This window comes from Streptosporangium subroseum (assembly GCF_900188345.1).
GTDB lineage: Bacteria > Actinomycetota > Actinomycetes > Streptosporangiales > Streptosporangiaceae > Streptosporangium > Streptosporangium subroseum.
In genome coordinates, this window is sequence record NZ_FZOD01000004.1 from 276,362 (window position 1) to 288,674 (window position 12,313).

The window sequence follows — 12,313 nt, forward strand, 5'->3', positions numbered from 1 at the left end:
CGCCAAACACCCGGCGGCGAGGTTACGCCACCGTACAATCGCGCAACGCTACCGCAGGGTCGGCCAGGCGGTGGACGTCGAGGCGCTGCCCGCCCTCGATGAGACGGCGGCCCTGGAGCAGATCCCGGGGGCGGTTCACCGCGAGCACCGCGGCGAGCGTGTCGTCCTCGTTTGTCCAGCAGGCCCCCCAGTTGGCCTTGCCCCCGGCGGCGGGGTCGCCGCGCAGGACCAGACGGGCGCCGTCGTGGTACCCGGCGTACTGCACCATGTTGTCGAACTGCTCGGACCAGAAATAGGGCACCGGGTCGTAGACCGCGTCGGCGCCGAGCAGGGCGGCCACGGCCACGTCCGGGGCGCCCAGGGCGGTGTCCCAGTGCTCGACCCGGAGGCGGCGGCCGTAGCGGCGCGACCACCAGGCGGCGCAGTCACCCACGGCGACCACGTCCGGCAGCGAGGTGCGCAGGTGCTCGTCGGTGACGACCCCGTTGTCCAGCGCGATGCCGGAACCGGCCAGCCACTCGACCGCGGGCCGCACGCCCACGCCGGTGACGACCACGTCGGCCTCGACCGCGGATCCGTCGCCCAGGGTGAGCCCTCCCTGATCGACCGAGGCGACCGTGATGCCGAGGCGCAGATCCACCTCCGCCTGGGCGTACCAGGAGGCGGTGTGCGCGCCGATCGGGCCCAGCGCCGTGGCCAGCGGGAAGCTCGCGGCCTCGACGACGGTCACCGTGGAACCCGCCTTGCGGGCCGCGGTCGCGACCTCGGCGCCGATCCAGCCCGCGCCGATCACGGCGACCCTCGCCCCCTCGGTGAGCAGGGCGCGCAACGCGAGCGCGTCGTCGATGGTGCGCAGCACGTGCTGGGGGCCGTCGCCGCGCAACCGGACGGGGCGGGCGCCGGTGGCGATGACCAGGCCGTCATAGGCCAGCTCGCCCTCGGTGGTCTCCACCACGCCCGTGTGGAGCCCCTTGGCGGACACGCCGGGGCGGAAGTCGATCTCCAGCGCGTCGAGGTCGGAGTCGACGATCGTGGAGTCGGTCTTGCCGATGAGCACCCCCTTCGACAAGGGAGGGCGGTCGTACGGCCGGTGTTGCTCCTCTCCCAGCAACGTGATCGTGCCGCCGAACCCGCGGGCCCGTAACGCCTCGACGCTGCGCACACCGGCCAGGCCGGCGCCAACCACCACGACATGATTCACACTTCCTGACCCTAAGTGGCCGAGCCAACCTCCTACCAACGGTCGTTGATAACGAAAACGGTATTTAGCTCACATCTTGCGCGATGAATGTGTTGTCGGAGCCCTTAAGGTAGGAGGGATAAGACGCGCGGGAGCCCGGGACGCACCGGGCTGAGAGGAGGGCTGCGGAGCCGCGAGGACCCAGGCGATCCTGGTGATGTGCGCGAGAGACGGCACGGCGTGCCCGAAGCGCGATTTCGCACATCACGGGGCGAGCAGGGATTCGAGCGCGACCGCATGCGGGCCCTCGACCGCCACGAACCTGATCCGGGTCATGCCGGCGAAGGGAGCGGAGCACGTATGGCAGACCACTTCGACGTACTCGTCATCGGCGGGGGCGTGATCGGGCTGTCGGTGGCCTGGCGCACGGCCGCCTCCGGCCTGAGGGTGGCGGTGGTGGATCCCGCACCGGCCTCCGGGGCCTCGCACGCGGCGGCGGGCATGCTCGCACCGGTCAGCGAGGTCACCTACACCGAGGAGCCCCTGCTCCAGCTGGGTCTGGCCTCCCTCGAGAGATGGCCCGCGTTCGCGGCCGAGCTCGAAGTGGCCAGCGGCCACGACCTCGACTACCGCACCGACGGCACGCTGGACGTGGCCTTCGACTCCGACGACCTGGCGGCGCTGGACGAGCTCGCCACCTTCATCGGCAAGCTCGGGCTGCCCGCCCAGCGGCTCACCGGCCGCGAGTGCCGCCGCCTGGAGCCCATGCTCGCCCCGTCCGTCCGCGGTGGCCTGCTGGCCGGTGGGGACGCCTGGGTGGACCCCAGGAGGGTCACGGGCGCTCTCCTGGCGGCGCTGGAGCGACTGGGCTGCGCGCTGATCCGCTCCCGTGTGGCGGGGCTGGAGGCCTCTCCTGAGACGGTCACCGGAGTGCGGCTGGCGACCGGCGAGTCCGTCGGGGCCGGCCGGGTGATCCTGGCCGCCGGGGTCTGGTCGGGAGCGCTGGAGGGGCTGCCACCCGAGGTGCTGCCGCCGGTGCGGCCGGTCAAGGGCCAGATCATGCGGCTGCGCTCTCCCACGCCGATCCTCCAGCGGTGCGTGCGCGGCGTGGTGCACGGCTCGCACGTCTACCTGGTGCCTCGCGGCGACGGAGAGCTGGTCGTCGGGGCGACCCAGGAGGAGATGGGCTTCGACACCCGGGTCACCGCCGGAGGGCTCTGGGAGCTGCTGCGCGACGCGCGGGAGCTCGTCCCCGGCGTGACCGAGCTGGAGGTCGCCGACGTGGTCGCGGGGCTGCGTCCCGGCACCCCGGACAACCTGCCGCTGATCGGTCCCACCTCCCTGCCCGGCCTGTCCCTGGCCACCGGGCACCATCGCGCCGGGGTGTTGCTCGCTCCGCTCACCGCCGACCTCTGCTCGGGCGAGGCCGACCGGGGACTCTCGGCGATCTGCTCGCCCCTCCGCTTCCAGGAGGCACCGCCGACATCCCCGACGCCGGAGCCCGGGGTTTCCACGCCAGAAGGATCCAGATGAACGTGACCATCAACGGCACCGCGCACGAGCTGCCCCGGGGAGCCACCGTGAGGCAGGCCGTACAGAAGCTGACCGGGGTCAGCGGCGGCGTGGCCGTCGCGGTGAACGACGAGGTCGTCTCGCGGGGGGCCTGGGACTCCACGGCGCTCGTGGAGGCCGACCGGGTCGAGGTGCTCACCGCCGTGCAGGGAGGATGACGGAGCAGATGACAGATATAGGCGTCACAGCCGACATCGGCAGCGTGGGCATGGACGACGACTTCATGATCGGTGGGGAGAGGTTCTCCTCCCGGTTGATCATGGGCACCGGGGGCGCGCCCTCGCTGGAGATCCTGGACCAGGCGCTCGCCGCCTCGGGGACCGAGCTGACCACCGTCGCGATGCGGCGGCTCGACCCGGGGGCGCGAGGCTCGGTGCTCGACGTGCTGCGCAAGCGCGACATCAAGGTCCTGCCGAACACCGCGGGCTGCTTCACCGCCGGGGAGGCCGTGCTGACCGCCAGGCTGGCCAGGGAGGCCCTGGAGACCAACTGGGTCAAGCTGGAGGTCATCGCCGACGAGCGCACCCTGCTGCCCGATCCCATCGAGACCTTCGACGCGGCCGAGCGACTGGTCGCCGACGGGTTCGTGGTATTGCCGTACATCGGTGACGATCCGGTTCTGGCGCGGAGGCTGGAGGCGGTGGGCTGCGCCGCGGTGATGCCGCTGGGCGCGCCGATCGGTTCGGGATTGGGAATTCGCAACCCGCACAACATCGAGCTCATCGTGGAGTTCGCGAAGGTGCCGGTGATCCTGGACGCCGGGATCGGTACGGCCAGCGACGCCGCACTGGCGATGGAACTCGGCTGTGACGCGGTTCTGCTGGCCACGGCGGTGACCAGGGCACAGCGTCCGGACCTGATGGCGCAGGCCATGCGCTCGGCGGTCGGTGCGGGACGTCTGGCCCGGTTGGCGGGGCGCATACCCCGACGTCGGTACGCAGAAGCCTCTTCTCCCCTCAATCCATAGAAAACCGCCACGTCTCGGCATCGGTTTACGACACAAGGATCCTGCGGACGCCAAACCGCCCTTAAACTCGGGCTCGTGGACACGACGTTTACGGACCCTCTCGTCGGGAAACTCCTCGACGGGCGTTACCGCGTTGAGTCCCGGATCGCCCGGGGCGGCATGGCGACCGTCTATCTGGCCCTGGACATCCGGCTCGACCGCACGGTCGCCGTGAAGGTGATGCATCGCTCGCTCGCGGAGGATCCCTCCTTCGTGCGGCGGTTCATCGGCGAGGCCAAGTCGGTGGCGAGCCTCTCGCACCCGAACGTGGTGCACGTCTTCGACCAGGGCACCGACGGCGACAACGTCTATCTCTCGATGGAGTACGTCCCGGGGCGCACCCTGCGCGACGTGCTTCGCGACCGGGGCAGGCTGCCCGCTCGCGAGGCCCTCGAAGTCATGATCCCGGTGCTCGCCGCGCTGGGCGCCGCGCACCAGGCCGGGCTCGTCCATCGGGACGTCAAACCGGAGAACGTACTGCTCAGCGATGACGGCCGGGTGAAGGTCGTGGACTTCGGCCTGGCCCGGGCCATCGAGGCGACCAACCAGACGCGCACGGGCGTCATGATCGGCACCATCGGCTACATGTCGCCCGAGCAGGTGACCTCCGGCGCCACCGACGCCCGCAGCGACGTCTACTCGTCCGGAATCATGCTGTTCGAGCTCCTCACCGGCCGCCAGCCGTACGAGGGCGAGACCCCGATGTCGGTGGCCTACCGGCACGTGCACGACACCGTGCCCCTGCCCTCGGCCCTGCTGCCGGGCTCCTCTCCGCTGCTCGACACGCTGGTGGCCCGTGCGACGGCCCGCGACCCCGCGTCACGTCCGGCGGACGCCACCGCGCTGCTGGTCGCGGCCGTCGAGGCGCACCGGATGCTGCCCAGGGAGAGCGGCCCGGTGCCGTCCGCCCCGGTCGGCCCGCCGCAGGGCCACGGTCTGACGGTGCCACCGCCGGCGCCGGCCAACCACACGCTGGTCCAGCCCCGCACCGACCTGCTGACCGGTCCCGCCACGGGCCGCCAGGCCCCGCCTCCGGCCAAGACCCGGACGAGGTTTCGGCCGCTCTGGTTCCTCATCGCGCTGGCCGTGGTGATGGTGGCCGGGGTCGGGGTGACCGCCTGGCTGTCCTCCCAGACCGACTCCATCAAGGTGCCCATGAACCTGGTGGGCAAGAACATCACGATCGCCACGAGCGAGGCCGAGCGGCTTGGCTTCAAGGTCGAGGCCGGCAAGGCGGAGAACGACGAGAAGATGGCCAAGGGCAACGTGTTGCGGACAGAACCCGCCGGGGGCGTCGAGATGACCGACGAGAACCCCAAGCTGGTCCTCATCGCCTCCGCGGGCCCCAAGCGGATCGCCGTGCCGAACACCGTGGGCATCAGCGAGGCGGAGGCCAGGAGCAAACTGGCCGAGGCCGGGCTCGTCGTCAACGCCGTCAAGAAGCAGGCCAGCGAGACCGTGCCGCGTGGCCAGGTGATGCGGAGCAGCCCGGCCGTGGGAAACCTGGTCAAGGAGGGCAGCAAGGTCGGTCTGATCATGAGTGCGGGCCTGCTCACCCCCGACTTCAAGGGCATGCCCCGCGACCAGGCCGACGGCGCGGCGCGCAGCGGCGGGTTCGTCCCCGAATTCGTCGAGCAGACCGATGCCGCCCAGCCGTGCACGGTCATCGCCCAGGACCCGCAGCCGAACGCGGAGATCGACAAGGGCGCCGCCATCCGGCTGACCCTGTCACAGTGCACCAACCCCGAATGGCACTGGCCGTGGGAGAACAACGGCGAGAACGCCACGGACGGCGGCGTCGTCGTTGTCGTGCCGAACGTGCTGTTCAAGGACATCCAGGCGGCCAGAGGCGAGCTGCAGGCCGCGGGATTCAAGGTGAAGGTGAAAAGGGGCCTGGGCCGGGGAAGGGTTCTGGCCCAGATTCCGCAGGCCGGACAGCAGGTTCCGCCCGGCACCGAGGCGACCCTCTGGCAGTGAGCCCGGTGAGCCCGGTGAGCCGAGTGAGCCGAGTGAGCCCGGTGAGCCGGGCCCCGGGAGCGGGGGTCAGCTCTCGCTCAGGGAGCCGTGCAGGCGGATGCGGGCGAGACCGCCGTCGGGGTGGATGTCCACCCTGACGTGGGTGACCGCGGGGGCGTCCCCGATGCGGAAGCGGTGCGGGGTGTCGGGCTGCAGGCGCGTCCTGGGCAGCAGCCCGAACCACGTGGTCCCGTCCGCGGTGCCCTCGATCGAGACCGCGCCGGGGGCGTTGAACAGCAGGTTGGTCGTGTCGATCTCGGCGAGCCTGATGACCCCGGCGCCCGCGAGGCGGATCACCAGCCAGTCGTTGCCCCCGTCGCGGCGGCGGGCGGTCTCCCAGCCCTCGGCCTGGTGGCGGGCGAGACCGGGGGCCAGGACGTTGTTGGGCGAGGAGTAGAACTGGTTGGAGCAGGCGGTGACCAGCGCGCCGTTCTCCAGCGCCGCCAGGTCCAGGCTGAGACCGTCGTAGAGCGCCAGGTCGGGCCTGACCTCGCCGTGCACCCGCAGGCGGGCGACGCCGCCGTCGGGGAAGATGTTCAGCCGGACGTGCGTGTAGCGGCGCTCGTCGGCCACCTCGAAGAAGTGCTCGGCGTCGCCCTTGATCTCACTCTTGGGCACGATCTCCGTCCAGTCGGCGGCCTCCAGCTCGGCGACCGTGGGGTAACCCTCCATCGCGACCGCCTCGACGGAGGCGTGGGGCGGGTAGTTGCCCCTGAACCAGGCGGTGTCGATCACGATGCCGCGGATCACGCCGGGCAGGCCGAGCCGGACCAGTGCCCAGTCGTGGCCGGGCTCGCGCCGCCTCCGCGTCTCCCAGCCGTCGTAGACCTGGCCCTTGGCCCCGAAGGTGTGCGGCTGGAAGCCGGGACGGCCGGGCCGGATCAGGCTCTCCCGCTCGGCGAAGGACTCGTCGTTGGCTGCGATGACCGAACCGCCGAGAGATCGCAGGGCGAGGTCGGGCAGGGCGGTGAACTCACTCATGGAAAACCCTTTCTAGGTGGAACGGGCTCCGGGACCGGAGCGGTCAGAGGAGGTTTCCCGGCGGGCCCTCCGCGGCCGGGCCCACCGCCGGGTTGACGACCCGGCCGCGCAGCCAGGTGGTGCGGACCACCCCCGTGAGCGTCCTGCCGTGATACGGCGTGACCGGGTTCTTGTGGTGAAGGGAGGACACGTCCACGGTGTGAGCGGCATCGGCGTCGAAGGCGACCAGATCGGCGTCGGCGCCCACGGCGATGACGCCCTTGCCGTGGAGACCTGCCAGCGCGGCCGGATTCCCGGCCATCCACCGGACGATCTCCTCCAGGGTGTGCCCGCGCCGCGAGGCCTCGGTCCAGACGGCCGTCAGGCCGAGCTGAAGGGAGGAGATCCCGCCCCACGCCGCGGCGAAGTCGGGCACCTTCAGATCGGGGGTGGACGGTGAGTGGTCGGAGACGACGCAGCTCAGCACCCCGTCGGCGAGGCCTCGCCAGAGCTCGTCGCGGTTGGCCGAGGATCGGATCGGCGGGCAGCACTTGAACTGGGTCGCGCCCTGCGGTATCTCCTCGGCCATCAACGTGAGGTAGTGCGGGCAGGTCTCCGCGGTGATCCTGACGCCCTCCTCCCGCGCCCTGGCCAGCGGCTGGAGGCAGAGCGCGGACGACACGTGCAGGATGTGCGCCCGCACGCCGGTCTCCCCCGCCAGCGCGGCGACCCGTTCGACCGCCCGGCGCTCGGACTCCCCCGGCCTGGAGTCGAGGAACTCCCGGTATCCCGGTCCGGCCGGGTCGCCGAGCAGCGCGGGGTCCTCGGCGTGGACGACCAGCAGGCCGTCGAAGGAGGCGATCTCCACCATGGCGGCCCGCAGCTCGCCCGGGGTCAGCGGCGGGAACTCCTCGACGCCCGAGGGCGACAGGAAGCACTTGAACCCCCGGACGCCCGCCTCGTGCAGCGGCCTCAGATCCTTGAGGTTTCCGGGGATCGCACCGCCCCAGAAGCCGACGTCCACCAGGCACTGCCCGGCCGCGGCCCTCCTCTTCTCGGCCAGCGCGTCCACGTTCACCGTCGGCGGCAGCGAGTTGAGCGGCATGTCCACGATTGTGGTCACGCCGCCCGCCGCCGCCGCCCGGGTGGCGGAGGCGAAGCCCTCCCAGTGGGTCCGGCCCGGCTCGTTGACGTGCACGTGGGTGTCCACGAGACCGGGCAGCAGCGCGACGCCGCCGAGATCGACCTGCTCGGCGGCGGCGAGGGGCGCGTCGTAGGCGTGCAGGCCGGCGATCCTCCCGTCCCGTACGGCGACCGCCGCCGGGCCCTCCCCGCCGGGCAGCACGGCCCGGCGGGAGCGGATGACCAGATCCATCACGTCGCCGTCCTCCAGGCTCAAAGGTGATCCTTCGCGACCCTCTGCGCGAGCCGCTCCAGCAGCGGGCCCGCGTCGGACATGCACGCGGCCGGGTCGGGCTCGATGTCGGTGAGCGCGTAGGCGGCCGTGATGCCCGCCGCGTTCAGCTCGTCGTCCCCGAGGGTCCTGCGGCCACAGACCGCGACGACCGGTATCCCGGCCTTGGCGGCGGCGGCCGCGACCCCGGCCGGCGCCTTGCCGCGCAGGGTCTGCTCATCCAGCGAGCCCTCGCCGGTGATGACCAGGCGGGCGCCCCGGAGCAGGTCGTGGAAGCCGAGCAGGTCGAGGAGATACCCGATGCCCGGGCGGAAGTCGGCCGCCAGGAAGGCCAGCGCGGCGAAACCCACCCCTCCGGCGGCGCCCGCGCCCGGCTGGGCGGCCACGCCCATCGAACGGACCACGCCGTCGTGCTCGATGGCGCCGACCAGGCCGTGGGTGTGCGCGGCGACGGCGGCGAGCCTGGCGAGGGCCGCGTCGAGCAGCTTCACGTCCTCGGGACTCGCACCCTTCTGCGGGCCGTACACGGCGGCGGCGCCGTGCGGGCCGAGCAGCGGGTTGTCCACGTCGCCCGCGACGACGAACTCGACGCCGCCGATCTCGACGAGCCCCGAGGTATCGATCTTTTCGAGATCACGGAGGGCGGCCCCGCCGAACGGCAGCTCCTGTCCCTCCGCGTCCAGGAAGCGGACGCCGAGCGCCTGCATCATGCCGGCGCCGCCGTCGGTGGAGGCGCTGCCGCCGAGCCCGAGCACGACCCGCCCGGCGCCCCGCCGTACGGCATGGGCGATCAGCTCGCCGGTGCCGTAGCTGGTCGCGGTGAGCGCCGCGAGCTTGACGTCGCCGCGTGCGGGCGAGTCCGTCCCGGCGGACGCCCCCTCGGCGGCCGGCAGCCGCCGCAGCCCCGAGGCCTCCGCCAGCTCGACGACCGCCGTCGCCACGTCTCCTCCGGCAGAGGCGTCCCGCCAGGCGTAGGAGGCCTGGACCGGCTCCCCCACCGGACCGGCGACCTCGACCTCGACACGGGTGAACCCGCTGGCCACGACCGCGTCCACGGTCCCGTCGCCGCCGTCCGCCACCGGCAGCGCGACGGTGGTGACGCCGGGGCCGAGACCCGCGGCCACCCGGGCGACGACCTCGGCGGCGGTCAGCGATCCCCTGAACTTGTCCGGTGCGATCACGATATGTCCTGACAACTCAGACAACGCTGCTCCCTGATGAAGGACGGGCGGGCATCCGTTCCCGCACGATACGAGTGGGCGGGGGCGGGTGCCGGAACCCGGCGAGATGGAGAACCATCATCACACTTGCCCGGGAACGGGGTTGAACGCCCCGGCCCCGTCCACGGCCGGATTCCACGGCCGCCTGCCGCCCTGCGCCCCTGCCGGCCACCGACGGCGAACCCGCGGGGGATCGACGTCCCGAGGCCGATCAGGAACCGGCCTCCTCACCGGCGATGAAGCCCCGCTCCGCGGCCAGGCGCATGAGGCGGCGGTGCGCAAGGCCCCCCGCGCGGCCGAGCTCGTCCTGGGCGACCGTGCGCAGCTCGTCGTCCTCGACGATGGTCTCGCCACCCACCAGGAGCCGGGCCAGCGGCGGCTGCCGGGAGCCGAAGACCAGGGTGCAGACCGGGTCGACGACGGCCGAGGCGAAGGCGCCGTCGGTCCTCCAGAGGGCGATGTCGGCGAGCTTGCCGGCCTCCAGGGAGCCGAGCTCCTCCTGGCGGCCCAGGTTCTTCGCACCGCCGAGGGTGGCGAGCTCCAGGGCCTGGCGGGCGGTGAGCGCGGTGGGCCCGTACCTGGCCCGCTGGAACAGCAGCGCCTGCCGCATCTCGCCGGAGAGCGAGGTCAGCTCGGCGGAGGCGCTGCCGTCCACCCCGAGGCCGACGACCGCGCCCCGGCTGAGCATGTCGGAGACCCTGGCGATGCCCGCGCCGAGGCGGCCGTTGGAGCTAGGGCAGTGCGCGGAACCGGTGCCGGTCTGGACGAACTTGTCGATGTCGCCGTCGCTCAGGTGAACGGCGTGGGCGAACCACACGTCCGGGCCGAGCCAGCCGAGCTTCTCCATGTAGTCGACCGGGCGCAGGCCGAACTGCTCCAGGCAGTGCTCCTCCTCGTCGAGGGTCTCGGCGAGGTGCGTGTGCAGGCGCACGCCCTTGGACCTGGCGAGCGCTGCGGCCTGGGTCATCAGGTCGGCGCTGACGCTGAACGGCGAGCAGGGGGCGACCGCGACGCGCAGCTTGGAGGAGAAGGACGGGTCGTGGTAGGTGTCGACGGCCTCCGCCGTCGCGTCGAGGATCTCGTCGAGCCGCTCGACCACGACGTCCGGCGGCAGGCCGCCCTGTGACCTGCCCCGGTCCATCGAGCCCCTGGCGGGGTGGAAGCGGAGGCCGATCTCCCCGGCCGCCTCGATCTCCGCGGCGAACAGGTCGCCGCGTCCCTTCGGGAAGATGTAGTGGTGGTCGCTGGAGGTGGTGCAGCCGGACAGCGCGAGGTAGCCCAGGCCCGCGCCCGCCGCGCCCCTGACGACCTCGGCGTCCATGGCGGCCCACACGTCGTACAGCGCCGTCAGCCACTCGAACAGGGTGGCGTCCTGGGCCAGCCCCTGGGAGGCCCACTGGTAGAGGTGGTGGTGGGTGTTCACCAGGCCGGGGGTGGCCAGGCAGCCGGTCCCGTCGATCCGGGTGGCGCCCGCCACGACGGGGGCGGGCCCCGCGCCGAGCGCCACGATCCTGTCGCCCTCGACGTGGATGTGCCCGGAGGGGATCTCCTCGCCCACGACCGGGGCGATGTGGACGTTCTCGATCAGGATGGCGCTCATCTGATGCCTGCCTTGCGTGTCGCGGCGAGCCGTACGGCGTCGAGGATCTTCTCGTAGCCGGTGCACCGGCACAGGTTGCCCGCCAGGGCCTCGCGGATCTCCGCGTCGGACGGCCGCGGGATCCGTTCGATCAGGTCGTGGGCCTGGACGACGAGCCCGGGCGTGCAGAAACCGCACTGGACGGCGCCGCACTCGACGAAGGCCTCCTGGACCGCGTCGAGCCGGTCGCCGTCGGCGAGGCCCTCGACGGTGCGGATCTCCCGGCCCTCTGCCTGGCCGGCCGCGACCAGGCAGGCGCAGACGGTGATGCCGTCGAGGTAGACGGTGCAGGAGCCGCACTCGCCCTGCTCGCACGCGTTCTTGGAGCCCGGCAGGCCCACCCGCTCGCGCAGGACGTACAGGAGGCTCTCGCCCTCCCAGACGTCGTCGGCGGTCTCCTGGCGGCCGTTGACGGTGAAGGTGAGACGCATCAGCCGGCTCTCCTCTCGAAGTGTCCCGAACGGAACTCGTTCCATGCCCACGTGAGGGTGCGCCGCGCCATCACCGCGATGGCGTGACGCCGGTACTCGGCGGTGCCGCGCACGTCGTCGATCGGCGAGGCGGCCTCGGAGGCCAGCTCCCCGAAACGCCCGAGCACGGCGGGGTCGAGCCGCGCCTCCCAGTCCAGCTCGGCGGCGAGGAACTCCTCCGCCGCGACGGCGCGGCGGGGGGTCGGGGCGGCCGAGCCGATACCGGTGCCCACCCGGCGCTCGCCGGGGTGGAGCGCGATCGCGAACGAGCAGACCGCGATCACCATGGCGTTGCGGGTGCCGACCTTGGAGAAGTACTGGGGGCCGCTCGCCGGGCTCATCCAGAACGCCCGGATCAGCTCGTCGGGCTCCAGGGCGCTGCGCTTGACCCCGAGGTAGAACTCGGCGGCGGGGATCATCCGCACTCCCCCGCCGGCGGACTCGACCTCGACGACCGCGCCGGTGGCGAGCAGCGGCGGGTGGCTGTCCCCCGCGGGCGAGGCCGCGCCGAGGTTGCCGCCGACCGTGCCCCGGTTGCGGATCTGCGGCGAGCCGACCGTGCGGGAGGCCTGCGCGAGGCCGGGGAGCCGGTCTCCCAGCTCGGAGATCAGCCGGGCGTACGACACGCCCGCGCCGACCCGGAGTCTGCCGTCAGGCTCCGAACTCCACTCGGAGAGCTCGGCGACCCGGTTCAGGTCGAGCAGCCCGGCCGGTCGGCGCACGTCGAAGTTGAGCTCGACCATCATGTCGGTGCCGCCCTGGATGGGCACCACCTCCGGCCGGTCCGCCTTGGCGGCCAGCGCCTCCGCCCACGTGGCGGGTCGCAGGAAATCCAT

General features: G+C 72.4%; 11 protein-coding genes. 4 read left to right on the forward strand and 7 right to left on the reverse strand.

Annotated elements, in window-relative coordinates:
• Window positions 1–22: 22 nt before the first annotated feature.
• A complete protein-coding gene (locus tag CHC08_RS06435) occupies window positions 23–1,189 on the reverse strand; it encodes an NAD(P)/FAD-dependent oxidoreductase (protein ID WP_245878168.1) in 1,167 nt (388 codons plus the stop codon).
• A 351-nt stretch (window positions 1,190–1,540) separates the two neighbouring features.
• On the opposite strand from CHC08_RS06435, the gene thiO reads away from it, so the two are divergent.
• The 4 genes from thiO to pknB all read left to right on the forward strand — a co-directional run bounded on the left by thiO (window position 1,541) and on the right by pknB (window position 5,735).
• On the forward strand, window positions 1,541–2,713 hold the full coding sequence (gene thiO / locus CHC08_RS06440) for a glycine oxidase ThiO (protein WP_089206217.1): 1,173 nt from the start codon (window positions 1,541–1,543) through the stop codon (window positions 2,711–2,713).
• Window positions 2,710–2,910 carry a sulfur carrier protein ThiS gene (thiS, locus tag CHC08_RS06445; RefSeq protein WP_089206218.1) on the forward strand — a complete coding sequence of 67 codons (201 nt, stop codon included), beginning with the start codon at window positions 2,710–2,712 and terminating at the stop codon, window positions 2,908–2,910. The genes thiO and thiS overlap by 4 nt, the downstream gene beginning before the upstream one ends.
• 50 nt (window positions 2,911–2,960) lie before the next feature.
• Window positions 2,961–3,719 carry a thiazole synthase gene (locus CHC08_RS06450; protein ID WP_089206286.1) on the forward strand — a complete coding sequence of 253 codons (759 nt, stop codon included), beginning with the start codon at window positions 2,961–2,963 and terminating at the stop codon, window positions 3,717–3,719.
• A gap of 75 nt (window positions 3,720–3,794) precedes the next feature.
• Entirely contained in the window at window positions 3,795–5,735 is a 1,941-nt protein-coding gene (pknB, locus tag CHC08_RS06455) for a Stk1 family PASTA domain-containing Ser/Thr kinase (RefSeq protein ID WP_089206219.1), read from the forward strand.
• A gap of 66 nt (window positions 5,736–5,801) precedes the next feature.
• Here pknB and alc read toward each other — a convergent pair whose 3' ends face one another.
• The 6 genes from alc to CHC08_RS06485 form a co-directional block, all read right to left on the reverse strand.
• Complete coding sequence (alc, locus tag CHC08_RS06460; protein ID WP_089206220.1) at window positions 5,802–6,755, reverse strand: allantoicase; 954 nt, start codon at window positions 6,753–6,755, stop codon at window positions 5,802–5,804.
• Between the two features lie 43 nt (window positions 6,756–6,798).
• Window positions 6,799–8,109, reverse strand: a complete 1,311-nt coding sequence (gene allB / locus CHC08_RS06465) for an allantoinase AllB (protein ID WP_089206287.1) — start codon at window positions 8,107–8,109, stop codon at window positions 6,799–6,801.
• Between the two features lie 20 nt (window positions 8,110–8,129).
• A complete protein-coding gene (locus tag CHC08_RS06470) occupies window positions 8,130–9,332 on the reverse strand; it encodes a glycerate kinase (protein ID WP_245878169.1) in 1,203 nt (400 codons plus the stop codon).
• A 247-nt stretch (window positions 9,333–9,579) separates the two neighbouring features.
• Window positions 9,580–10,968: an 8-oxoguanine deaminase gene (locus tag CHC08_RS06475; RefSeq protein WP_179281910.1), complete on the reverse strand. Its 1,389-nt coding sequence runs from the start codon at window positions 10,966–10,968 to the stop codon at window positions 9,580–9,582.
• Window positions 10,965–11,438 carry a (2Fe-2S)-binding protein gene (locus CHC08_RS06480; protein ID WP_089206222.1) on the reverse strand — a complete coding sequence of 158 codons (474 nt, stop codon included), beginning with the start codon at window positions 11,436–11,438 and terminating at the stop codon, window positions 10,965–10,967. Before CHC08_RS06480 ends, CHC08_RS06475 begins: the two co-directional genes overlap by 4 nt.
• A complete protein-coding gene (locus tag CHC08_RS06485; RefSeq protein ID WP_089206223.1) occupies window positions 11,438–12,313 on the reverse strand; it encodes an FAD binding domain-containing protein in 876 nt (291 codons plus the stop codon). The genes CHC08_RS06480 and CHC08_RS06485 overlap by 1 nt, the downstream gene beginning before the upstream one ends.